This is a genomic window from Levilactobacillus paucivorans (assembly GCF_001437125.1).
GTDB classification, from domain to species: domain Bacteria; phylum Bacillota; class Bacilli; order Lactobacillales; family Lactobacillaceae; genus Levilactobacillus; species Levilactobacillus paucivorans.
The window spans coordinates 54881-79170 of the sequence record NZ_JQCA01000072.1 but is presented as its reverse complement, the minus strand read 5'-3'; the positions used below and the strand labels follow the sequence as shown (position 1 = coordinate 79170).

Below are 24290 nucleotides of genomic sequence, written 5' to 3'. Positions count from 1 at the left end.
AATGTTGGCGGGGCCGTGCTATAATAAAATCTGAATTCGATTTGGAGGGAAAGTCATGAACCTGGATTGGGGCAATCTCCTTACATTGGGGAATTTAGTCAACTTACTAGACATCTTAGTGGTCTGGTTTGTCATTTATGAATTAATCGTGATGCTCCGAGGAACGAAGGCTATCCAGCTCTTCCGGGGGGTTATTTTGATTCTGCTGGTGAAGTTCGTGAGTGCCTATATCGGACTGAACACCGTCTCTTGGTTGGTGGATCAAGTCATCAACTGGGGGGTTATCGCGATCATCATTATCTTCCAGCCGGAAATTCGGCGGGGACTGGAGCACTTAGGTCGGGGATCACTCTTTGTGCGGATTCGCCACGAAAATGAGGCGGCAAACCACATGATTGAAGGTCTGGACAAGGCGATCCAGTACATGTCCAAGCGGCGAATTGGGGCCTTGATGACGATTCAACGTGATACCGGTCTGGAAGACTACATTGAAACGGGGATTGACTTGGATGCCGAATTAACCGGTGAACTCCTGATCAACATCTTCATCCCCAATACACCACTCCATGACGGGGCGGTCATCATTCGTAATAACCGCATTGCCGTCGCCGCGGCCTACCTTCCCTTGTCGGAAAGCAATTTGATTCCGAAAGAGTTGGGGACCCGTCACCGGGCAGCCGTCGGCATCTCTGAAGTGACCGACGCGCTCACCATCGTCATTTCCGAAGAAACCGGAGAGGTCTCGATTACCAAGAATAATGAACTTATTCGGGGTTTGACGCAGGCTGATTATATGAAATTTCTCCGTAATGAATTGGTGAATGAGGAAGCCGCCGATAATAACAACGTGTTGGTTAAGTCCCTCGATTGGTTTGACCAACGCTTTAGAGGAGGGCGCCGTAAATGAAAAATCAACGCTATACGACTTGGCTTTACCGTATTCTGGCGCTCATCCTGGCGATCTTGCTTTTCTTCTATGTGAATAGTACGAAGTCGGCCACGAATTCCCAGTCGAGCAGCTCGACGGGGACGACATCGCTCACGGCCACCAAGACGGTGACCGTGTCCGTCCCGCTTCAACTTAACGTCAATAGTAATAAATACTTTGTGACCGGTTATCCCCAGAAGGTGAAAGTTAAGCTTCAGGGACCTTTAGCTCTGGTGACGACGACGGCCAATACGCAAAATTTTAAAGTTTATGCCGCACTGAGTGACTTGGGCGTGGGCAAACACAAGGTAACCCTGCATCAAGAGGGATTGAATCACGAGAGTGAATCCACGATCTCACCCGCCAAGATCACGGTGGATATTGAACCACGGCGGACAGTGTCCTTCCCTGTGAAGGTTCAGTATAATAAGCAAAACATCGCACCGGGGTACTCTGCCGGTAAGGCAACTTCCGATGTGACGAGTGTTAAGGCAACGGGTGCGGCCAATGAGATATCTCGGATTACCAGTGTCGTGGCCCAATTAACCCTGGCTCAGAACGTGAAGAAGACCGTGAATAGTCAAGCGGTCATCGAAGCCCTGGATAAGAATGGCAAGACGGTGAACGTGATTTTGACACCGTCAACGACCACGGTTAACTTGCCGATCACTTCCGATGGGGAAAGTAAGAAGGTCAGTGTCAACCTGAATGCGAAGAATGGCTCGTCCGGGACGACGTATAAACTAAGCAGCAACGTTTCCAAGGTGACCGCCTATGGGAGTGCCGCCCAATTGAAGGCGCTCCAGAGTGTCGCCGTGGACGTTGATGTGAGTGACGTGAAGAACCAGGCCACCAAGACGGTGACACTGGATACCAGTGATAATGACGTGACGGCATTTGATCCCACCACGATTAAGGTGACGGTCAAGGCCAGCGCGGATTAACGAAAATTTGTTCTAGAAATGAGGAGTTTGACAATGAAGTATTTTGGTACTGATGGTGTTCGGGGAGTTGCTAATCAAGAACTAACGCCCGAATTAGCTTTTAAAGTTGGCCGGTTTGGCGGCTATGTTTTAACGCAACACGCTGATAGTGAGAATGCACATCCCCAAGTCTTAGTGGCACGGGATACCCGGATTTCCGGTCAATTACTGGAAAATGCCTTAGTTGCTGGACTTCTGTCTGTCGGCATCGAAGTGCTCCGGTTAGGCGTGATCACGACGCCAGCCGTGGCTTATTTGGTTCGGACGCAGGGCGCTGCCGCTGGGGTCATGATTACGGCCTCACACAATCCAGCCGAATATAACGGAATTAAGTACTTTGGTAACGACGGCTACAAGCTTTCCGACGAAATGGAAGAAGAAATTGAAGCCTTGTTAGATGCTGCTGAGGACAACTTGCCACGGCCAACGACTGATGGTTTGGGGACCGTTGAAGACTATTCCGAAGGTAGCCAAAAGTACATTCAATTCCTGGAACAGACGATTGCCGATGACCTCGATGGGTTACATATTGCGGTCGACTCCGCAAACGGGGCCACGAGTGGTCTGGTTTCTCGGCTTTATGCCGATCTGAACGTAGATTTCGATACGATCGCGACGACTCCTAATGGGGTGAACATTAACGATCAAGTTGGGTCGACGCATCCTGAACAATTACAGAAGTTTGTCGTTGACCAGGGGGCCCAAATTGGTTTGGCCTTTGATGGTGACGGTGACCGGTGTATCGCGGTTGATGAGACCGGTAAATTGGTCGACGGGGACAAGATCATGTACATTTGTGGGAAGTACCTGGCTGAACATGGTCGCCTGAAGAAGGACACCATTGTGACGACCGTTATGAGTAACCTGGGGATGTACAAGGCCATGGAAGCCCACGATTTGAAGTCGGTTAAGACCAAGGTTGGGGACCGTTACGTCGTTGAAGAAATGCGGAAATCCGGCTATAACCTGGGTGGCGAACAATCCGGCCATATTGTCTTCTTGGACTTCAACACCACTGGTGACGGTCTGCTGACCAGTCTGCAATTGCTCCACATCTTAAAGGTGACGGGGAAGAAGCTTTCCGAATTAGCAGCCGATGTGCAAACCTATCCACAAAAGTTAGTTAACGTGAAGGTGGCTGATAAGCAAGCTGCCCTGGAAAATCCTCAAGTTCAGGCCATGATTGCTACTGTTGAAAAAGAAATGAATGGTGACGGTCGCGTGCTTGTTCGGCCTTCCGGGACTGAGCCTTTGCTCCGGGTCATGGCAGAAGCCCCAACGGAAGAAATCGTTGCGGGCTATGTCGACCGGATTGCCGACGTGGTTCGGGCCGAGGTTGGCGTGAAGTAAGTTAAATCGATAATGTGTAAGGAGCTCTGGGGCTGACCCGGGGCTCTTTTTTTGGCGAATTTCTGGGGGAGCACTTGGCTTCCATGGGAGCCAAGTACGGCTGCGATAAATGATGATTATTTTCATGAAAACGGAGTCGTAAAGTGGTGATAGACCAGTTGTGGTTTTTATAGTTGACAACCCCCAAAGAAGGCTGTAAAGTATAGTCATCCGGAAACGTTATGAAAGACGTTTCAGTCTATACCAATTTATAAGAAAGCTGATACATTTCTAAAAAAATCAACCGACCCTCCCGACTAACGGGGGCGGCGTCGAGAAAAGGAAGACTAGTTATGTGTGGAATTGTTGGGGTTACTGGAAATGACAATGCCGTTAAGATCCTGTTGAACGGCCTGGAGAAGTTGGAATACCGGGGGTACGATTCAGCCGGTATCTACGTCAACGACCAAAAGGGTCAGGATTATTTAGTTAAGACTAAAGGTCGTATCTCTGAATTACGGTCTAAGGTGACGCCTGACGTCCACGGGTCAACTGGGATCGGTCATACGCGTTGGGCAACCCATGGGGTGGTCAGCGTCGATAACGCGCATCCACATTTCTCCAACGATGACCGGTTCTACCTGGTGCACAATGGGGTGATCGACAACTTCCAAGAACTGAAGGCCAAGTACCTGAGTGATGTGCCTTTCAAGAGTCAGACGGATACCGAAGTTGTCGTTCAATTGATCGACAAGTTTGCCGTTGAAGACAATCTGGATGCCAAGGCGGCTTTCCTGAAGACCTTGAGCCTGTTAAAGGGATCCTCATATGCCTTCCTGATGATGGACCGCGAACAACCAGACACGTTATTTGTTGCTAAAAACAAGAGCCCCTTATTGATTGGGGTCGGTGATGGTTTCAACGTCGTTTGTTCCGACGCTTTAGCTATGCTCAAAGAAACCCATGATTTCTTGGAATTAATGGACGGTGAAGTTGTGACGATCACACCTGGTAAGGTGGCTATCCAAGACGCTGACGGCAATGCCGTTGAACGCAAGCCATTCCACGTTGACATGAACGCCGACGAAACGGATAAGGGAACCTACCCATTCTACATGTTGAAGGAAGTCGACGAACAACCAAACGTGATGCGCAAGTTGGCTCAAACCTACTTGTCAGAACACGGCGAACCACAAATTGATGACAAGCTGATCGCCGCCATGGAAGCTGCCGATCGTCTGTACATCGTGGGTGCCGGGACCAGCTACCATGCTGGTTTAGTTGGGAAGCGGTTATTTGAAAACTTAGCCCACATTCCAACGGAAGTTCACGTTTCATCTGAATTTGCCTACGAACAACCAATGCTGTCTAAGAAGCCATTCTTCATCTTCTTGACGCAATCCGGTGAAACAGCGGATAGCCGTGAGATGCTGGTCAATGTTAACGATGCTGGCTACCCAAGCTTGACGATCACCAACGTACAGCACTCAACGTTGTCCCGTGAGGCAACCTACACGTTGTTACTCCATGCCGGTCCTGAAATTGCCGTGGCTTCAACCAAGGCTTACACGGCGCAGATCGCTTTGGAAGCTATCTTGGCAAAGTCTTTGGGTGAAGCAACTGGCCAAATCGTGGCCCAGAACTTCAACATTCGCCAACAACTTGGTTTAGTTGCCACGGGAATGCAGGCCATCGTTGACGAAAAGGATAAGCTGGAACAGTTGTCTAACGACTACCTGATGAAGTCCAACAAGGCCTTCTACATCGGCCGGGGGATTGACCATGCGGTTTCCTTGGAAGCTGCTTTGAAGTTAAAGGAAATCTCCTACGTTCAGGCTGAAGGTTTTGCCTCCGGAGAACTCAAGCATGGGACGATTGCCTTGATCGAAAAGGGCACACCAGTGATTGGTTTCATTACGCAGGCCAAGACCGCTGGGTTAACGCGGAGTAACTTGCAAGAAACCATGGCTCGTGGGGCCAAGACCTTGACGATTGTTCGTGAAGGCTTAGCTATTGAGGGTGACGACCTGATCTTGCCAGACGTTGACGAGATGTTGATGCCATTGCTGAGCGTGGTGCCAGCTCAATTGTTGGCTTACTACACCAGCCTGAACAAGGGCTTGGATGTTGACAAGCCTCGTAACCTGGCTAAGAGTGTGACAGTTGAATAAGTTAAAATGAATTTTGGAAGCGTTCGGGAATTTTCCGAACGCTTTTTTTGTAGTGGCGATCCAAGGTGGCACGGCTCGTCTAACTTGCGAAATGCCGGTTTTCGTTGTATAGTACACTTACGAAAAGTTATGAAAACGTGAGGTGAAAACGATGAAATATACGAAACGGGTGGATTCCCACAAGAACCAAAAACAACGTGACGCCACGTTTGAGAAGTTCCGGAAACAACAAAATGAATTAAGTGCCAACCGGCGAGGTATTCGTCGGAAATAGGGCGATCACTGCTTGGACAGTGGGCGTCCTTTTTTGTTGAACGATAAGAAGTTTTTCTGAGCAAAAGACTTGCAAAATTGGTCTAGATCTTTTATCATTGGACTATACCATTAGAGAGGGAGATTTCGGGTGATGACACAACTTACAAGTAACAACATGAATATTCAAATCGTGAAAGACCAGGCTGCTGGAGGCCGTGCCGGGTTCCAGATTTTTCAACAAGCCCTACAACAGGGGGCCAAGGTTCTGGGGCTAGCGACCGGAAGCACACCAGTGACGATCTATGATGAACTGGTTGCCAGTGACTTAGATTTCAGTCACCTGACCTCAGTTAACCTGGATGAATATGTGGGCTTAGGGGCCGACCATCCAGAGAGTTATCACTACTTTATGCAACAACACTTGTTCAGCCACAAGCCGTTTGCCCAATCATTTGTGCCAGATGGGATGAACGCAGATGCCGCGGCCGAGACCAAGCGTTATGATGACGTGATCGCGCAACACCCCGTTGACCTACAATTGTTAGGCCTGGGACAAAATGGCCACATTGGGTTCAATGAACCCGGGACTGATCCAGCATCGACCACACATAAGGTTGCCTTGACAGCGTCAACTATCGAAGCAAATGCGCGATTTTTTGACAATGCTAACGACGTACCACGATACGCTTACTCCATGGGAATTGGCTCGATTTTACAGGCCAAGGAGATCCTGATCGTGGCCTACGGGGCAGCCAAGGCAGATGCTGTCGCCGCAATGATTCAAGGGCCTGTGACCCCTGAAGTTCCGGCCAGTTATCTCCAGACTCACCAAAATGTGCAAGTCATTCTCGATGAGGCGGCTGCTAGTCAACTGGCCTAACGAACCTTGAAATAGCGCGAGTTATCCCCATTTTTACTTCCAGTAAAGAGTCAAGTTATGTTATTCTTGACGTGAAAGCGATTTTAAGGGGGAAACCGAGAATGAAGCGAAGTAAACGATGGCTACTAGCCGCACTCCTGTTGGGAAGTGCGTTGGGTAGCGTCAGCGGGACCGCCCATGCGGCAACGACGAATCCCCAAGGATTTATCAGCGAATTGAAGAGTCCCGTCACGTCGGTTGCGAATCAGTATAAACTGTATCCATCCGTGATGATGTCTCAGGCAGCGTTAGAGAGTGCTTGGGGGACGAGCCTTCTGACGACCCAGGCCAACAATTACTTTGGGGTAAAGGGTAGTTATAAGGGGCAATCCGTCGCGATGCCAACAACCGAGTACGATGCCAATGGCCAGCTCTATCACACAACAGCTAACTTTAGAAAGTATCCGAATGCCAAGGCCTCAATGACGGACAATGCGACCCTGCTTCGTGGGGGAACCAGTTATAATCCTAAGATTTACAGTGGCACTTGGCGCGAAAATGCCAAGACCTATGCAAGTGCGGCCAATGCCTTGACCGGCGTTTATGCGACGGCGCCGACCTATGGTAGCTCACTGATCAGCATTATTAAAACCTATAATTTAGATACCTTACTTGATGGTTCTGCGCCGGACGTGGCGACACCAGCTCCTAAACCCAAAGTCTATTCTAAGGCGAAGTACTATGGCACGTCGGGCAACCAAACGGCGACGCTCAGTAAGGACTATGCTTCCGTACGGTTGTATAACCATGTGAAGGATACGCGAGCGGGTATCACCAAGACGTCCTGGAGTAAGGTTAAGGCCGCCAAGGAAAGGCAGGTCTATCTGGACCTACGCGCCGTGAGAACGGCGGCTAAGTCTGGCAATAAGACCACTTGGTATCGGATTCGATTTGCCCAGAGTAAGTCGTCAACACGCTACTGGGTCTACAGCAGTGCCGTCAGCTTTCCGAAAGTGACCTACATGGATGGAAAGGCCACGATGAAGGTGAATACCAAGGCGGGCGGCAGTACCTATAACCACGTCTACAATTCACCATACCTGGCCCAAGAACAGGAGTCGGTGAAAAAGTTAACCGCTAAGTCCTATACGGCAGATAATGAGGCCGTGAAGACGCAAGATGGCGTTAAGACGACTTGGTATCGGATTAAGGTTGGTAAAAAGAAGACCTGGATTGCCGGGACAGTTGCTCAGCCGCAGTACGCTCAAGTTTTCTATACCACCGCGAGTGGTAAGAAGACTCTGAGCAGTAAATTTAAGAAATACAATGTTTATAATCACGTCACCACGACCCACTTCAATCAACAGACGTTGAAGTGGCCTAAGGGGAGCAAGAAGGGAACCAAAGTGACCGTCAATCTTTGCGGTTTCAAGGCTTCCAACAAGTCAACCTGGTATCGGATTCGATTTAGTGGCAGTAAAACCAATTACTGGGTCGACGCACGGGCCTTATCCTAAGCGTTTTGACGCCGGGTTATAAGAAAATGGTAAAGCTATCGGAATTTTTACCAATTCGGTAGCTTTTTTTGGTATAATACAACAGATTAGGCCGGGGAACCTCGGTGCGTTAGAGAGCGTTAATATTTGAGTTAGGAAGTTTAATTCATGGATAATTCATATAAAATTAAGGTGCAAAACGTTACAAAAGAGTATGACCTGTATAAGACCCAATCTGAAAAATTGCGGTCGTTCTTTTCCCTGAGTAACAGCAAGGTGCCACATTTCTGGTCCTTGATGGGGATCTCACTTGAGGTTAAGTCCGGTGAAACATTGGGCTTGATTGGGGTCAATGGTTCCGGTAAATCGACGTTGTCCAACATCATTTCTGGGATTATCCCACAAACGACGGGGACCGTTGAAGTGAAGGGGGATACCTCGATCATCGCCATCGGTGCCGGATTGCGAGGCAACCTGACCGGGGTCGAAAACATTCGGCTCAAGGCATTGATGCAGGGGCTAACTAATCCTGAGATTGATGCGTTAATGGATGACATCGTGGCCTTTGCGGATATTGGCGATTTCTTATACCAACCCGTTAAGAGCTACTCCTCAGGGATGAAGTCACGGCTGGGCTTTGCTATCGCCGTGCACGTCAACCCAGACATTCTGATCATTGATGAAGCGTTGTCTGTTGGGGATGATACCTTCTATCAAAAGTGTGTGGACAAGATTGCTGAATTCAAGGACTTGGGGAAGACCATCGTCTTTGTCAGTCACTCCTTGAAGCAAGTTGAAATCTTGTGTGACCGTGTGGCCTGGATTCACTATGGGTCATTGAAGGCCCTCGGACCTACTGAGGAAATCGTTCAGGATTACCGTGACTTTACCAAGTGGTTTAAGAAGCAGACCAAGAAGGAAAAGAAGCACTTCCAACGGACGATGAAGGAAGGGCAAAAGTCCTTTGATATCGATGCTTACCAAGCTCAGGTAACCAAGGAACGTCAGGCGGCAACGCCAGATGATCCACATGTTGCTGACCAAGTGAAGAAGGACTTCTACGGGTCAGTCATCAGTGAAAAGATGAGCTGGCGTAACCGAATTCTAACGGGTGTGGCCATTGTTGCGATGCTCTTCGCCTGTGTGGTCAACATTTCTGGTCACTCAGTAAGCGATGTCATCTCAAATCCAGCGCATATTGTGCATCCGGAAACGGTGTTGCATGATCCCAACGCAACCAGTAGTGTTAAATAAAAATTAGAAAATGATGATAAAAGGGATAGATTTTTATCATTTAGCGTGGTATCTTTAAGTTACCATTTATTTACCCCTTTATCTGATTTCCCAATGAATCGAATAAAGGATCTATCTCTCATTTGGTGAAGACTAAATGGCGGGGCCGGGAGGGCATGCTTCCCGGTCTCTTTTTTTGCACTTTTTAGCCACGATTAGTTACTGGCCAGCCTCATTTAGAAGAATAATGGTCAAAAGTCATAATTATTTCCGTGAAAGCATTGACAGCGCTTACAAATACCGGTATATTATTAGTCGTAAGGTATTAATAATTACCTTCTAATCAATTCTCTTTCTCTCTTATGCCGACCACTACCATTCCCTGGTAGTGGTTTTGTTTTGCCCTAAAACCTAGTATAATTGGAGAGATGGCGTTAGGGGACTATCGCCCTGACGTTGACTGAGGAGGCATTTGGGATGAAGAGTCATGAAACATTTACCTTGATTGAAGAAATTACCCGACTGGACGGGAGCAAGTACATGGAGATTAGCAACATGGTCCAGAACGGTCGGGCTGAGCTGGCGGTTGAACGCGGGCTCATCAAACAGGTTCGGATTCTCCAGTTAAACATCGCCCATACGCCGCACGTTCAGGCCTACGAGGACTACGTGAATGAGCACTATGCGATGCCAGAGGAGGATTTTACCACCTTTGACGAATGGAAGAAGCCGGAGGATGTGCAACAGGAAGTTAATGCCATTCTGCGTGAAAATCATATTGGTTAATGTCAGTCAACACGCCTAGTCGATGAGTGGTCATCGGCTAGGCGTCTTTTTTACACTCACTGTTCACCTGATAAATGAATAGATAATCAATCTGTTTTAGATGTTAAGTATTAATCGTGGAATGGATTTCAAAACAGTGCTACGATGAAAGCGTATTCATTGACTGTATCATTAAACTTTTTGGGAGGAATTAATGATGAAGAAAACAATGACAGTGTTGGGTGCGGCCCTCATGTTGGCAGGCGTCGGCGCCGGCGTGCCGCTGGCTGCGGTCACCACCCCGACGGTTGCTCAAGCGGCAGCGTTGAACGCCGCTAAGTTGCCGAATGGGAAGTATAGCGTTCCTGTACATATCTACAAGACTGGCACGACGACCGCGTCTGAAGCCGCGCAATACTTTAATCTAACCGCTAAGGTTTCGGTCAAGAGTAAGCGGGCCACGGTTTCCTTAACCACGACCAAAGCCGGGAACCAGTTCATCAAGGCCATGACTTTAGATGGTCACGCGGCTAAAGTGACCGCTCACAGTACCGGGAATACCTATACGTTTAGTAAGGTGAACTTGAAAACGAGTCATGCGTTGGGCTTTACCCTCGTGGTGCCGATGAATGGTCAGGAGATGACCATGACTCAGTCAGCCAAAATGACGTTTAAGACCAGTGCGATCAAGGCCACCACGAAGGTCGCCCTGATGACGTCAAAGGTGAAGGTCAAGGCTAAGAAAGTTACTGGGAAGACCACCAAGGGTGCCAAGGTAACCGTCAAGCATGGCAAGACCACATTGGGTAAGGTAACCAGCAAGAAGGCCACTTACAAGGTGAAATTGAAGCGAGCCGTGAAGAAGAACTGGAAGCTGAAGGTGACGGCATCTAAGGCCGGCTACAAGACGGTTTCCAAGACGATTAAAGTGAAATAAGTCGCAACGGCTACCGCAATACGGTGGCCGTTTGACTATCAAACGCTAACAAACAAAGAATGGAGTGAGTCAACATGAAAAGAAGTTGGCGAACACTGCTCCTGGGGCTACTGACGGTGAGTTGTGTCTGGCTATTGGGGACCGGTATCGTGGCCAAAGCCGCGACGGTTAAGGATGGTCTCTATCAAGTACCAGTCAAGATTTTAAAGGAGAAGGAAAAGTCGACCTCGACAGCGGATCAGTTTTTCGGGTCCCAGGCCGTGGCTCGCGTTACCGGGGCACAAACGACGTTGATCCTGATCAGTAACGGCGCTCAGTTCATCTCGTCCATGACGGTGGCCGATCAACCGGCCGCAGTGGTGAAGACGGTTGGTAAGCAGGCTCTTTACCAGGTTACGGTCGCGGGGCAGAAGAGTCCGCTCGCCGCGAGTTTTAAGCTGACGACTCCAGTGGGTAAGATGACCGAGGCTGCGCGAGTCGCATTGGATTGGGCGAAGGTCAAACCGCTCAGTGACAGCGTTGATACGGCGGATCTGCTTGCAGCAGGAACGACATTGGCCCAACAGCCGGCTAAGGCGGCCTCAGCTAACCCAGCAATTCCGGCGACGGCTGAAGCCAAGTCAGAGACGACCCCAGTTGCTAAACAATACTGGCGCTATCGCGTTTTGCAGGGTGACCGGATGAACGTCTCACAGGCTAACCAATATTATACCAACGTGGCCACGGTGGCCCCAAACGGGAGTGGCTATCGTGTCACATTGAAGGTTCAATATGCCAAGTCACTCAAATTAGGGGCGCGAGCGGTCGTGCCTGAGAGTATCAATGGTCAAGCGGTTCCGGCGAGTCACGTGACTTATGGTGAGTCGGGACAGAATGAAACGATGACCTACTGGTTCGAAATTTCAAAGTTGAGTCAGCTAACCGCTAAATTAATTCCGGGTCAGATTCACGTGACGGTGCCCGCATTAAATATGAGTCAAGTTTTCCCGGTTCGTTTTCAATTTGCGGCCAGTGGTGCTGCGGATCAGGCGCAGGCTGCCCAGGTGGCAGCCTTACCGAATAAGACCACGCGGGCAACCCCAACGGCTAACCCGACAGCTGATCAATCCGCGCCAAAATTGCCAGCCACGGGTGACCAGACTTCCAAGACGGGGATGCTAGTCGGCCTAATCCTACTCAGTTTGAGTCTTATCTGGAGGGGAGGCTGGACTCGTGAAACACGTTAAACGCTGGCTTTTAATGAGCCTGTTGATCGTGGTTGGTTTGGGATGGCCAGCGATTGGTCATGCGCAGTCGCTGGATTACACGGCGCTGAAGTATGGGACGTCGCAAACCTCGATGGCGGGAAAATACTTCGTACATCCTGCCAAGGTCCAGGTTGTTCAGCATGCCTATCAGGTCACAATGGAAATCAAGACGGCTAAGCATTTAAATAAATGGCCAGTCCGGGTCCTCAAGATAGCGGGCCAGACGCCACAGAATGTTCAGAAATCACGAGACAGCGCGGGAAACTATCTGTTGTTCTATACGTTTACCACGACGCACCTGAATCGTGATATCACCGCCAAACTGGCGATAAATGTTCTTGGGGTTTACAAAGCCACCCATAAGTTGACCCTGGCCTTCCAGACGGCTGACTTACCGGCGTTATCACAGTCTAAATCAGCTACGAAACCAACGTCCGCAACCAAGGCCACAACGGCTAAACGGACGCAGTCGACGCCGGCAAATGACTCGTCACAGAAGCCGACGTCAAAGAAAAAAGCGGCATCGGCTTCAGCTGCCGCGGCGTCTACAACGTCATCTAACAGCTCGCGTGCCGCAACGTCGTCAGCCACAGCCTCTCAGGAGGCTGATGCGGCCGATCAAGTTCCTAAGCAGAAGACCAATTGGATGAGCTTGCTGGGCGGTAGCCTGGCCATTGTTATCGTGGTGCTTGGGGGTTCTTGGTGGTATTTTGGACGACACTAACACAGATCTAAAAAAGCCTGAGATAACAGTCTCAGGCTTTTTTCGCTCCGAACATCTATAGTCGAAACGTGTGACAAAAGGCAGTCAACTCCGCTTAACCCCGATAGACAAACAATCCAAGACCGGGATTATTCGTCTATCGACGTTAATGCTCATTGACTAAACGCCTTTTGTCACACTCTTTAGTCTTTAGCGTCATTCTTGATTTCATTGATTCGGTTGAAGAGAATGCCGTCACGCAGGCCGGCATTGGAGAAGGTGATCTGCCGCGAGTCAAGTAACCGCATCAGTAGGGTTACGGGGATGAGACCACCCACAATGATGTCGGCGCGGTCCTTAGATAGTCCAGGAACTTTCTTGCGACCCGCGAGGTCCAAGCCAAGCAACTGGGTCAAGGTGGCGTAAACGTCATCAGCGGTAAGTTTGTAGCCGTGAACGTCCTCGAAATTCAAGAAGTTCTTGCGTCGACGGTTAATCTTGGCCAGGGTTCGGTTAGCCCCACCCAAGCCGATGACCGGAAGATTCGTGGCTTCGCGTAACCACCAAACGTCGTTGAAGACGTTGTTGACGAAGGTCATAGCGGCGAAGAGTGAATCAGACTTGACCATGTCGCTTTCCAAGTAGGCTTGCGACAGGGTTACCGACCCCAAGGGAATGGAAACGACATGCTTCATTTGCCGATTTTGAACCAGAATCAATTCCGACGAGGCACCGCCTGTATCGACCAGCAAGCCATTTACGACGGGGAGGGTATTGATGACCCCCAGGTAGTCGTAACGGGCCTCCTGGGCCCCAGAAATGACCGTAAATGACAGGTCAAACTGATCCTTGACCAATTTGAGAAATTGTTTCTGATTGCTGGCTTGGCGAACAGCTGCCGTGGCCACCGCTTGAATATCGGGATTCTTGAGCTTGCTGTAGATGGCCTTGAATTCACCGAGAGCGGCGAGGGTTCGTTCGATGGCGGCAGGTTGGAGCAGACGCTCTTCACCCATATTTTCTGATAAACGTACGTAACGTTTGACTTGTTCGATGGTTTTATGGTTACCATCACCATCGATTTCGCTGATAGTCATACGAACCGAATTCGAACCCAAGTCAATGACGACTAAGTTTTCCATTACTGAGGACTCCGATCAATGGGGGATTTTGGTTGATTCTTCGGGCTGAGCATCGGTTTGAACTGCCGCGGGGCGTTCTTCGCCTGAGCTGGTCGTACCGTTGCTGCCTGATTCCGCACGGTTGCCTGGTCCATGAAGTCCGCCTGAGCGTTGAGCGGCTCTAAGCCGCGCCGGTCAACCCGGGCAAATGTCCGGTCCGGCAACAACACTCTAGTCTTGACGTTATCATGCCAGAGCGTTGCGAAAATGTCAAAGACCCGTTGCTTCAGATTTTCCTGCAGAATTGGGAAGAGGAGTTCCACTCGACGGTTGAGGTTCCGCGTCATGAGGTCGGCACTGGACAGGTAGACTTGGGGGTCACCCGCGTTAGCGAAGCCGTAGATTCGGCTGTGTTCCAGGTAACGACCGACGATTGAATGGACCTCGATGTTGTCGCTGATGTCTGGAATACCCACGTTGAGACAACAGATTCCCCGCACGATAAGTTTGACGTGAACGCCGGCATGAGAGGCCTCATAGAGCTTGGCGACCATATCGGAATCGGACAGCGAGTTCATCTTCATTTCGATCCAAGCGGGTTGGCCGGCCTTGGCGTTCGTGATCTCCTGGTCGATCTTCGTGACGATAAATTCGCGGATACCATCGGGTGACATGTGCAATTGGTGGAAATAAGGGGGTTCGGAGTAGCCGGACAGCATGTTGAAAATGTTGGAGGCATCGATCCCCATGTCCGTGTTGGTTGTCATCAACCCGAGGTCGGTGTAGAAGTGGGCGGTGACATCGTTGTAGTTCCCGGTACCCATGTGCATGTAACGCCGGATACCATCGGGTTCACGACGGACAATCAAAGTGAGCTTACAGTGGGTCTTGAGGCCGATGAGCCCGTAGATCACGTGACAGCCCATCTTTTCGAGTTGTTGCGCCCAGTGGACGTTGTTTTCTTCGTCGAAACGGGCCTTAACTTCGACCAGCACCGTCACCTGTTTGCCATTCTGCGCAGCGGAGCCTAGGTATTTCACGATAGGCGAGTTGGCAGACACGCGATAGAGGGTCATCTTAATCGCCAGGACCTCATCGTCATAGGCTGCTTGGCGGATTAACTCGGTCACCGCTGAGAAGCTGTCATAAGGGTGGTGGAGCAGGACGTCGTGTTGACGAATCGTTTTGAAAATATCATCGTCGGCGGTAACACCCGCCATTTTAGCCGAGCTGAAGGCTGGGTAGTTGAGGTCGGCCGGACCCTTGATCTGCTTGGTCCATTTACTCAAGAAGGTCAGGTCGATAGGACCGCTGATGTTGTAGACCGCGTAGTTGTCGATTTTAATGAGACTAGCCAGTCGCTGTTGCAGGGCGTTGGTAATGCCGGCTTCAACTTCGAGGCGCACGGCACTCCCGTGTTCTCGACGCTTCAGTTGTTGCTTAACTTCCTTTAAGAGATCCGAAGTATCCTCTTCGGCGACGTCCAAGTCCATGTCACGAATGACGCGATAGGTCGCGGATTCTTTGACTTCATAGCCCACGAAGAGATTGCCAATATAAGTTTTAATGATGTCTTCGAGGAGGATGAAATCGTTGTCGGCGCCGGGAAGTCGTACAGTCCGTGGGAAAATCCCAGGAACTTGCACGGTGGCGAAACGCTTGTCCTTTTTATTGCCATTCTTATAGAGCCGTAAAGCCAAGTTCAACGTGTTATTCCCAATAAATGGGAAGGGCCGTGAACTGTCGACCGCCATGGGCGTGAGTGCCGGGGAAATTTCATCATTGAAGTACTTTTCGATGAACCGGGTCTGTTGCATGGTGAGATCGCTGGGTTCCTTCAAATGGATGTCGAGGTTCGCCAGCAATGGCAGTAACATACGATTGAGCGTGGAATACTGCTTGACCACTTGGTCGTGGGCCTTTTGGTTGACCGCGATCAATTGGTCCTTAACCGTTAAACCAGAGGCATTGGGCTTGGCATAGTTGACCGCGGCTAACTTAGAAAGGGAAGCCACGCGAACCATGAAGAATTCGTCGACGTTACTCTGGGTAATACCGAGAAAACGAACGCGCTCTAAGAGAGGGTTCGCCTTGTCTCGTGCTTCTTCCAGTACCCGGTCATTAAAGTCCAACCAACTTAGTTCGCGGTTGGTGTAATACTTTGGTTTATCAAAATTAACCGTCATTTGTGAGACCTCCTCTGCTTAAGCACGGGCTTTAATCCGAAAACGTCCGTAAAGAATTGCGCTTTATAGTTGAAAGCCCAGTGAATTAACGACAACTCATCGTCACTAAAGGCCGTAATGATGACCTTGCTTGGCCGAACGGAAACGGAGATACGGCTGATAGTCTGCTGGTGAGCATCATCTAAGGCGTCGGCCAACCGGAGGATAGCGGCCAGTTTGGCCACGATCAACCGTTTGTCAGGCGTGAGTTGCTGGAAGTGTGCCAGGTCTTCTGCCGGCGTCCGTGTGCTGTGATAGCGCGATACAGCCGCAATGATCTGGGTTTCTTCCGCCGAGAGTCCTAAGATTTCAGATTGCTTGAGGACGTAGTCGGAGTGTAAATAGTGTTCATGGGTGTCGATGAAACCGCCAATATCGTGAACGATGGCCGCAACTTGAAGTAACAAGCGGTCACGATTGGTCAGGTGGTGCAACGACTTCAGTTGGTCGAACAGGTGTAACGAGAAGTGGGTGACCAATGCCATGTGGTGCGGCTCGACGCGGTAACGGTGGGCCAGGTCGGTGGCGGCGGCAATGATCTGTTCCTCGAAATGTTCATTAGGGTGGTAGCCCGCGGCGATTTGCTCGTTAGTGGTGAGGCCGTCGAGTACGTTGAGGTTGACCAGATGTAAGGCATCCGCGTGCACTACCGTCAGAAGCTTCTGAATCAACAACACTTCTGGAAGAACGAGTTCTACGTTTTCTTCGGTCAGGTGGAGTTCTTCCATCAAGAATTGATTAGAAGCATCCATGACTTGATGGGTAAATGAAGCAAATTGTTTACGAGTCAGGGTCCGACTATTCTCACCGGTCGGAATAAAGTAATTATTGAGTGGCGCCGCGCCGACCAAGATGACTTGATTGGGCGTGGTCCGCAGGGCTTTGGGTAAGAATCGATAGAAGTCGTCAACCTTACTATTGATGTAGTCGTCAAGCACGTCGACCGGATTCGGCGCCGTGGCCCGGAGATTCTGGAGTACCTCTTTGATGCGGATCGGCCCCAATTTCATATTGTGTGATGCGACTAATTGGCTATCCGCAAAGAAGGAGAAGGTCGTGCTCCCAGAGTTGAGGCCAATAATCGCGGCATTCTTGGCCACGAGTTGTGGGTATGGCTTGAACCTGAGGGCGATCGCTTCGTTTCGAACAAAGGACTCTTGAGCCAACGACAGCCATTTGATACTGAGGCCGGTTCTACTCAGAATTTGGTCGCGAATGAACTCGGCATTTGGTGCAGCCGAGAGGGCCTGTGATCCCCAGAGTTGGTAGTTGGTGATCCCATAGTCCTTGATGATCTGCAGAAATCCGCGGAGGGCTTCGGCGGCCTCGGCGACGTTCTCAAAATTGATTGCCTCATGGTTGTAAATGTTTTCCCCAATGGCGACGGTGGAGCGGACTCGTTCGGTCTGCGTCCCCGTTTTTAAGTTAACAATCGATAGCTCAATACTGGAGACGTTTACCAGCATGGCGCCAAAATAGTTATCAGCCATAAACCCATCACCCTTTTCTAATTTAATCGGTAAAGACTTGGTTATCCATGATGACCTTTTCTAGATGTTTCTCCGTCCGCTGATTGGCCGGCGGCAAGGTCATAAAATCCCCATACATACGTGTCAAAATGTTAGCATAATTTGCCGGAACTTGAACAGTCAACTGCTCAAAGGGCAGAGGGGTTAAGTCGGTTAGCTCCGCAACGGTAAAGGTTTCCTTAGCGTAAGCATATTGCGAGGCGAGGTTCTTCACCCGTGGTAACGTCGTGTTGGATTCATACTGGGTCATCACGGCCTGCCGCTCGGCTTTCAGGGAGCGCGCATCCGCCAACTGGTCGGGATTGAGTCCCGACTGGAACTTGCGTAGCGGAGTGTCTACCAGGTGGTAACGAAGCTGAAAGAGTAGCCGCGTATTTAACAGTTGAAACTTGGCCATCTGTTCACGCTGTTGGTTGGGATCGTTCGAAATGCGGTCCAGGGGGAAGATGTCGATAAAGATTCCCTTGCGGGCGCTGTTGACGTTATTCTTTTCTTCAATGTAAGTGTTCCGGTCTAACAGTTTGGCATAGCTGAGACCGTAATTCTCGTCGCTAGCCGGTGTCTGAAGAAAATAATGGGTATCTGCTAGGAGCGCGGGTGCAGCGGCCAGGAGGCGGTCGTAGTCGGCTCTGAGCATACCGACGTCAACATCGTCGTCCCAGGGGATGAAGCCTTGGTGGCGAACGGTGCCCAAGAGCGATCCCCCCATCATAAAGTAGGGCAGGTCGAGCTGCTCGCACAAGTGAATGAATTGGAAAAGATTTCCTAGTTCGATTTGATGAATGCGTTCAATAAGTTCGGTCATAGTTGGATCCTTTCGACAACAAATTTTAAGACATCGGGTAGCGACTCTGATGAATGGTGTGACCGTTGCTATCCTTGAAGGTTATGATAACCGGATCCTGATTCTTGGGTTCAAATGTGGCCAGACCCGTCACGGACTTACCGGAGTCTAACGGCATCACGGTTCGGTTTAACCGGTTGTTATCTTGAGTCTGATCGGTGGTGAAGGCGAGATTGCCAGTGGTGAGTGTGTGCCCATCTTGGGTGGCACTGACCGCCGATTCCCAGAGATCGCTGGGCACAATCGACTTACCTTGTTGGTTGGTTACGGTATAATAGAGAACGAACAACTGGCGGTTAGCCGTTGAACTGGCCGTCACCTGTTGACCAGTGAGCTTGAAGGTCACGTGTTGCGTGGTAAAGGCCTGATTCTTGAAGGTCGCCGTAATCGGCTGGCTAGATGAACTTGAGGCCGGCTTAGCGTGACTGACAGCCTTTTTGCTGGTCTGGGTTTGACTGGATTTTTGGTGGGTTGTGGTCGTTGTTTGACCGCAACCGACTAGGAGCGTTAGGGTTCCTAGAGCAAGAACACTTGTTATAAAATGTTTCATATATAGCTCCCCCTTTGTGTTCAACTCTAGTTTAGCATAGGTTGGCCCTAGCCACGGCCGTAACGGGCGGAAAAAGCTGGTATTTGTCAGGCGTAAATGCTAATATAAAAATCGTATTTTGAGAATTGTAGGTGGGGTTAATCATGGCTGAACAGGAAGAGTCCTTGTTGGACGCCTTCATTGATGTTTACATGAATTCAATCAAGTACTTAGGTGAGTTCGTTTCTGAGCCCGCTAAGGAGTTTCACTTGTCCTTTGAGCAGTACCTCATTTTGCGTGATATCACGCAAAACACCAACGTCACGTTGATGGATATTGCCAGTAAACGACAGGTGACGCGGAGTGCGATCTCGCGGCAGATTAAGGTGTTGTTAAAGCAGGGTTACCTGCAACAACGGCCGGACGAGAATGATCGTCGCCGTTTATACCTGTTAGCGACCCCGGCCGGCACCCGTGCCGAACGGGTGATTCGTCAGCGGATCAACAGCCGGTTTCAAGGCTGGATCGATCTGTATGGGGACGATCGGGTTCACGAGGTACTGGATTTTATTCGTGAATTCAGTCAGGTTACCCGCATGAAAAAGTAGCGGCAAACCAGCTACAGCGAACCAGTGGACTAGCGCTGGGTAAGAAGGAGATTGAAGTCAATGAGCAAAAAGCGCATGAGTGATGAAGAGGCAAAGCGCTGGCGCAAGATTGTCTTCATGGAAGATGGCCACGATGACAAGCGGTCGGCACGGCAGAATCGGTCGTTTGTCTACAGCGAACCGAACGCCCGCAACTCGTGGTGGGACCGCGTCAAGCAACGTTTTACACGGCATTAAGAATAACAAATGGGCCACACAAACTGACGGATTGTCAGGGCGTGTGGTCCATTTTTATTTTGAACCATGGCGGGGTTAAGCCGTGGGCATCGTGAAATTAATGTGATCAACCAGGACGATTTGAACGTTGGCATTTCCAGCAAGAAGTTTAGCGACGGGGCAACGACGCTCGGCGAGATCCACCATGCGCTGTGCGGTAGAGGCATCGACGCCGGGGATGGCAACCTGGGCGGTCAAATAGAACTGAAATCCCCGATAGTCGCGGGCAAATTCAACTAGCGTGTGAACCTGGGAGGTGTGCGGCAAGCCGTCGCGCTTCTCGATGGCCGCCAGAGTGGCATTGAGACAGGTACTGAGCGCCAATCCTAGTAGTTGTTCCGGATTGGTTCCAGGCTGGTTGTTGAGGGGATCGCTGGTTAAGACATCTAAGCCACCGTCGGTAATGTAGGCGTTACCCTCTAAGCCGGCGTCGTTAGCGGCAATGGTCTGGTAGAGGGGCGGAAACTTTTCGCGATCAGTTGGCATGTGGACGGCCTCCTTTTAATTTACCCTAAGGTTACCCTGTTTAGCGGAGAAAGACAATCAATATGCAGAGCAGGTCGCGGACCCAAACCACTGACCGTTGATAGTTTAAATCATTACGATGATCCAAGATTTGCCTAGTTGTCAAACGGTTGCACACATCACCTAGACCAATTATAAAACAACTTATTATTTAGCCTAATGTTGAGTAATTCGTCACGCCCCTAAAACGTCTAGGTACCAGTATAAAGCCTGATAAATGGTGATTGTAAAATTTTTGTATCAAAATCAAAATAAACCTAGACCGCTTCAGATCAAATGTATATAATGTACTTAACGGTAACAGAACACTGGCGAATTCTTTTGGGGGGAGCCATATGTTAACGGAAGACTTATTGACTGAACGTAAGAAGTTTCAAATGGTGTCGCGCCGGGCTCAAGAGCATGGCGCGCAGGTCATCGAGCGTGACCTGATGCGCCAATTTACGGCGACAATTGCACAACAAGAGGCAATTGTGGCAGCCGCCCGTCGGCGGGAAGCCTCGCCGGTTGGTTAGGCCACTTAGATTAGTCATCGAATTTTGGTTAAAACTCGGGGACGAGTTTGGTTCGCCGTGTTAGGCTTTGCTTAACTAGTAAGGGGGCCAAATTATGAAACATCCAGTGGTGTATTATCTTTATTACGTGAGTGGCACACTTTTTGTGGGGGCAATGGGTGTTGTCATTTATCACATGCTGAGATTGTGGCTTGCAGCGAGTCGAATGTAAATAGGAAGCTAGTCGCGGTCGGGACGTTGTCCTGACCGCTTTTTAATTTTGGGTATAAAAAAAGCTAGTTACGAATGAACGCAACCAGCAGAATAGAAGTATGTGTACGGCTTCAACGGTGTTAATAATGGCTAAATGTCAATTAACTCCTCCAACGATTGAAATGCCGTGGCAGGTCTTAACCTGAATATGTACTGTTATTATAACCTATGTTCTCGCACCTGTAAACACTTACCCTAAAGGTTTGGTTAAATTAACAAGGTTAGTAAAACGAGTAACGCGACAAGCGACGGCATTCCTTGAAGCCAAAAAATTTCTTTCTTGACGGTCAGACTACCGAAGAGGGCAACGACCACAATGAAGATTAGAAAAATTGCGGTTGTGAGGAGTTGTGAACGGCCACTGAGAACCCATTGGCTGATCAGCAAGCTCACACCGACCATGCCATTATAGATACCTTGATTGGCCAAGGCTTTTTGGGCAGGGACTTGGCGGACGAATTCGAGTGGCATGCCAAAGGCTTTAGACTGGGTCTCCGGGCGTCCCCACATCTCCAGCCCCATAATGGCCAGGTGTTCAAGCGCGACGACGTAGATTAGAAAAGTGAGTATGATATCCATAAGTGATTCCTTCTTTCCAAAGTAAGTTCATGTTAGAATAACAAGTTGTTAGGGGTCACCAATAAAACCAAAAAAGGTTGGGACTTTAAGCTAGTTTTTAGTTTGATGTGTAGAATAGTATTGTAAGCGTTAAGTTAACGGAGAAGAGCGGAAAGAGATCGGATTAATCTGCGGCATATCAGGCTTGATGACTAATTGAATGGAGGAATTATTTATGAGACTCCTAGATTTAAGTGGACAACAATTCGGCAGACTGACGGTTATTCGTCGTGACGGAACTGCGAAGAACGGCAATGCCACCTGGCTGTGTAAATGTAGCTGTGGGCGGTTAGTCACAGTGGATAGTTACCGCCTGCGCCATGGCATCACGGTCAGTTGCGGTTGCTACCGTCGCGACATCAGCAAGGCACGGTTGACTCAGGATCCTCGGACGCGAAAGCAAATTGGGAATGCCACCAACCTGCCACTGGTTAATGGCTCTAACGTTGCGGCCTTAACGAAGATTAGTTCCCGCAACATTTCGGGGGTTATCGGGGTTAGTTTCGACAAACGCTCCGGTAAATGGGCTGCACGCCTATTTTACCACGGTCGTTACGTCTTGAATCAAACTTTTAGTGACTTTGACGATGCAGTCGCTGCTCGGCGGCGGGCAGAACAACAATTAGCAAAGAATAATCAAGTTCAATTGGCAGAAACTGTCGAGGGTTAGTGGCAGTCCCAAGTTGAAACGAAAGTAAGTCATCTTCAACGAGATGGCTTTTTTTGTGCGTTCGATTGGGGGTCGCTTGACGTAGACGACGCGGGCCGATATGCTGGATCAAGAGATTAGATGAGAGAGGCGTGATGAGATGGCGTATCGAGAAGAAGCGGATACTATTGGCACGGTGAAGGTTCCTGCGACGGCATTGTGGGGGCCTCAGACGGAGCGTAGCCGCCATAACTTTATGACGGGGCCACTGATGCCCTTGCCAGTCATTCGGGCTCTCCTGCGGATTAAGCGGGCAGCAGCGGTGGCCAATCGTGACCTGGGCGAGATTCAAGAACAGAAAGCCCAGTTGATTATTCAGGCGGTTGATACCTTATCGGCTTTGGATGATGCCAAACTGCAACAGGACTTCCCGCTCCACGTTTATCAGACGGGGTCGGGCACGCAGACCAATATGAACGTCAATGAGGTTATCGCGCATCAAACGCAACGCCTCGATGTGACCAGCGGGGTCCTGGCGAATGATGATGTCAATCACAGTCAGAGTTCCAACGATACCTTTCCCACGGCGATGACGATTACAGCAGCGGTAGCGGTTCACAACCTGCTAGTGGTAGTGGATCGGTTGATTGCTGAATTTCAAAAGAAGGAAATGGCTTACCAACATGTGGTCAAAGTTGGTCGGACCCATCTCCAAGACGCGACACCGCTGACTTTTGGACAGGAAATTAGTGGGTGGGTTAGCATGTTGACTCATGACCGTGACTATCTGAAGACTTTGGCCCCGACATTACTGGAATTACCGATCGGGGGAACTGCCGTCGGAACGGGATTGAACACTGCTCCGGGCTTTGCGGCCGCGGTGGCGACCCAACTGGCTGCTGATTATGATCTGGCCTTTACCGCCAAAACCAATAAGTTCTTTGGTTTGGCTGCCCACTCTGGTTTGACCGTGGTGCATGGGGCGCTGACCACGCTAGCTAGTGATCTCATGAAGATTGCGAATGATATTCGTTTTCTGGCAAGTGGCCCGCGGGCTGGTTATGGTGAGCTGAATATTCCCGCTAACGAGCCGGGTTCTTCAATCATGCCAGGAAAAGTTAATCCCACGCAGGCAGAGGCTCTGACAATGGCGGCGACCCGGGTGATGGGAAACGACGTCACCATGACCGTCGCGGCGTCACAGGGGAATTTTGAGATGAACGTGTACAAGCCTATTTTGATTGCGACTTTCTTAGAGTCGACGGATGTTCTGGCGGGAACGGTGGCTGGATTTACCACGAAACTCGTTCAGGGACTGACCGTTAATGCCGAACGGATGGCCGAATTGGTGGACCAGTCACTGATGCTAGTTACGGCCTTATCACCGCACATCGGCTACCATGCCAGTGCGGCGATTGCTCAGGAGGCTGAACGATCCGGGAAAACACTACGTGAGGTTGCTTTGCAATCGGGAAAAGTGACGGCTGACCAGTTTACGGCTTGGGTTGACCCATTGAAAATGACCAATGTGGATCGGCAAGATTAATGTAATGAATTGCGGCCTTGAGTGATGGCACCTGTCACTTGGGGCTTTTTAGGTGTGTCGAGGACCAGGCGGTTACGGGGTTAGCATTGCGTATAATTTAGGAAATCGAGAAAACTTTCAATTAAAATGTGACTTTTGGGGGAGTTC

The 24290-nt window shown here is 49.9% G+C and carries 24 protein-coding genes; 17 read left to right on the top strand and 7 right to left on the bottom strand.

The genetic code is table 11. The features are described 5' to 3' along the window. The first annotated feature begins 55 nt into the window (after positions 1 to 55). From cdaA to IV54_RS07020, 12 genes are all read left to right on the top strand, one after another. Positions 56 to 907: a diadenylate cyclase CdaA gene (gene cdaA, locus IV54_RS07070; protein ID WP_057878679.1), complete on the top strand. Its 852-nt coding sequence runs from the start codon at positions 56 to 58 to the stop codon at positions 905 to 907. Further along, the gene (locus tag IV54_RS07065) at positions 904 to 1872 is read left to right on the top strand and encodes a CdaR family protein (RefSeq protein WP_057878678.1); all 969 of its coding nucleotides are present in this window, start codon (positions 904 to 906) and stop codon (positions 1870 to 1872) included. The genes cdaA and IV54_RS07065 overlap by 4 nt, the downstream gene beginning before the upstream one ends. Before the next feature lie 33 nt (positions 1873 to 1905). Further along, entirely contained in the window at positions 1906 to 3261 is a 1356-nt protein-coding gene (glmM, locus tag IV54_RS07060; RefSeq protein WP_057878677.1) for a phosphoglucosamine mutase, read from the top strand. Between the two features lie 332 nt (positions 3262 to 3593). Next, positions 3594 to 5411: a glutamine--fructose-6-phosphate transaminase (isomerizing) gene (gene glmS, locus IV54_RS07055; protein ID WP_057878676.1), complete on the top strand. Its 1818-nt coding sequence runs from the start codon at positions 3594 to 3596 to the stop codon at positions 5409 to 5411. A 151-nt stretch (positions 5412 to 5562) separates the two neighbouring features. After that, the gene (locus IV54_RS12190; RefSeq protein WP_125544371.1) at positions 5563 to 5685 is read left to right on the top strand and encodes a hypothetical protein; all 123 of its coding nucleotides are present in this window, start codon (positions 5563 to 5565) and stop codon (positions 5683 to 5685) included. A gap of 156 nt (positions 5686 to 5841) precedes the next feature. Next, entirely contained in the window at positions 5842 to 6546 is a 705-nt protein-coding gene (locus IV54_RS07050; protein WP_057878691.1) for a glucosamine-6-phosphate deaminase, read from the top strand. A 101-nt stretch (positions 6547 to 6647) separates the two neighbouring features. Next, positions 6648 to 8042, top strand: a complete 1395-nt coding sequence (locus IV54_RS07045; protein WP_057878675.1) for a glycoside hydrolase family 73 protein — start codon at positions 6648 to 6650, stop codon at positions 8040 to 8042. Positions 8043 to 8189: 147 nt separating this feature from the next. Further along, positions 8190 to 9275: an ABC transporter ATP-binding protein gene (locus IV54_RS07040; RefSeq protein WP_057878674.1), complete on the top strand. Its 1086-nt coding sequence runs from the start codon at positions 8190 to 8192 to the stop codon at positions 9273 to 9275. 456 nt (positions 9276 to 9731) lie between these two features. Continuing rightward, positions 9732 to 10040 (top strand): hypothetical protein, encoded by a 309-nt coding sequence (locus IV54_RS07035; RefSeq protein ID WP_057878673.1) that lies wholly within the window; start codon positions 9732 to 9734, stop codon positions 10038 to 10040. Positions 10041 to 10236: 196 nt separating this feature from the next. Further along, positions 10237 to 10956 (top strand): NEAT domain-containing protein, encoded by a 720-nt coding sequence (locus tag IV54_RS07030; RefSeq protein WP_057878672.1) that lies wholly within the window; start codon positions 10237 to 10239, stop codon positions 10954 to 10956. Positions 10957 to 11030: 74 nt separating this feature from the next. Next, a complete protein-coding gene (locus IV54_RS07025) occupies positions 11031 to 12182 on the top strand; it encodes an NEAT domain-containing protein (RefSeq protein WP_083488547.1) in 1152 nt (383 codons plus the stop codon). Further along, entirely contained in the window at positions 12169 to 12927 is a 759-nt protein-coding gene (locus tag IV54_RS07020; protein ID WP_157054378.1) for an NEAT domain-containing protein, read from the top strand. The genes IV54_RS07025 and IV54_RS07020 overlap by 14 nt, the downstream gene beginning before the upstream one ends. 182 nt (positions 12928 to 13109) lie before the next feature. Here IV54_RS07020 and IV54_RS07015 read toward each other — a convergent pair whose 3' ends face one another. From IV54_RS07015 to IV54_RS06995, 5 genes are read right to left on the bottom strand one after another with little or no spacing between them, the layout of a single operon-like run. Further along, entirely contained in the window at positions 13110 to 14048 is a 939-nt protein-coding gene (locus tag IV54_RS07015) for a Ppx/GppA family phosphatase (protein WP_057878671.1), read from the bottom strand. Beyond that, complete coding sequence (locus IV54_RS07010) at positions 14048 to 16213, bottom strand: RNA degradosome polyphosphate kinase (protein WP_057878670.1); 2166 nt, start codon at positions 16211 to 16213, stop codon at positions 14048 to 14050. The genes IV54_RS07015 and IV54_RS07010 overlap by 1 nt, the downstream gene beginning before the upstream one ends. Beyond that, the gene (locus IV54_RS07005) at positions 16210 to 17742 is read right to left on the bottom strand and encodes a Ppx/GppA phosphatase family protein (protein ID WP_057878669.1); all 1533 of its coding nucleotides are present in this window, start codon (positions 17740 to 17742) and stop codon (positions 16210 to 16212) included. The genes IV54_RS07010 and IV54_RS07005 overlap by 4 nt, the downstream gene beginning before the upstream one ends. Before the next feature lie 22 nt (positions 17743 to 17764). Continuing rightward, the gene (locus IV54_RS07000; RefSeq protein ID WP_057878668.1) at positions 17765 to 18586 is read right to left on the bottom strand and encodes a LicD family protein; all 822 of its coding nucleotides are present in this window, start codon (positions 18584 to 18586) and stop codon (positions 17765 to 17767) included. A gap of 25 nt (positions 18587 to 18611) precedes the next feature. Then, positions 18612 to 19175, bottom strand: coding sequence for a DUF5067 domain-containing protein (locus IV54_RS06995; protein WP_057878667.1), 564 nt, complete (start codon positions 19173 to 19175; stop codon positions 18612 to 18614). 143 nt (positions 19176 to 19318) lie between these two features. Between IV54_RS06995 and IV54_RS06990 the strand changes: the two genes are divergently transcribed. Together IV54_RS06990 and IV54_RS11930 are read left to right on the top strand one after the other, a co-directional pair. Next, the gene (locus tag IV54_RS06990) at positions 19319 to 19762 is read left to right on the top strand and encodes a MarR family winged helix-turn-helix transcriptional regulator (protein WP_057878666.1); all 444 of its coding nucleotides are present in this window, start codon (positions 19319 to 19321) and stop codon (positions 19760 to 19762) included. 60 nt (positions 19763 to 19822) lie between these two features. Beyond that, a complete protein-coding gene (locus IV54_RS11930; protein WP_164479001.1) occupies positions 19823 to 19999 on the top strand; it encodes a hypothetical protein in 177 nt (58 codons plus the stop codon). Between the two features lie 75 nt (positions 20000 to 20074). Here the strand turns inward: IV54_RS11930 and IV54_RS06985 are convergent, their stop codons facing one another. Beyond that, positions 20075 to 20524: an OsmC family protein gene (locus IV54_RS06985; protein ID WP_057878665.1), complete on the bottom strand. Its 450-nt coding sequence runs from the start codon at positions 20522 to 20524 to the stop codon at positions 20075 to 20077. Positions 20525 to 20898: 374 nt separating this feature from the next. On the opposite strand from IV54_RS06985, the gene IV54_RS06980 reads away from it, so the two are divergent. Further along, on the top strand, positions 20899 to 21078 hold the full coding sequence (locus tag IV54_RS06980) for a hypothetical protein (RefSeq protein ID WP_057878664.1): 180 nt from the start codon (positions 20899 to 20901) through the stop codon (positions 21076 to 21078). A gap of 459 nt (positions 21079 to 21537) precedes the next feature. Here IV54_RS06980 and IV54_RS06975 read toward each other — a convergent pair whose 3' ends face one another. Beyond that, positions 21538 to 21909 carry a DUF1304 domain-containing protein gene (locus IV54_RS06975; RefSeq protein WP_057878663.1) on the bottom strand — a complete coding sequence of 124 codons (372 nt, stop codon included), beginning with the start codon at positions 21907 to 21909 and terminating at the stop codon, positions 21538 to 21540. A 214-nt stretch (positions 21910 to 22123) separates the two neighbouring features. On the opposite strand from IV54_RS06975, the gene IV54_RS06970 reads away from it, so the two are divergent. Next, on the top strand, positions 22124 to 22618 hold the full coding sequence (locus IV54_RS06970) for an alcohol dehydrogenase (RefSeq protein WP_057878662.1): 495 nt from the start codon (positions 22124 to 22126) through the stop codon (positions 22616 to 22618). Between the two features lie 139 nt (positions 22619 to 22757). After that, positions 22758 to 24143, top strand: coding sequence for a class II fumarate hydratase (locus tag IV54_RS06965; RefSeq protein WP_057878661.1), 1386 nt, complete (start codon positions 22758 to 22760; stop codon positions 24141 to 24143). The last annotated feature ends 147 nt before the right edge of the window (positions 24144 to 24290 follow it).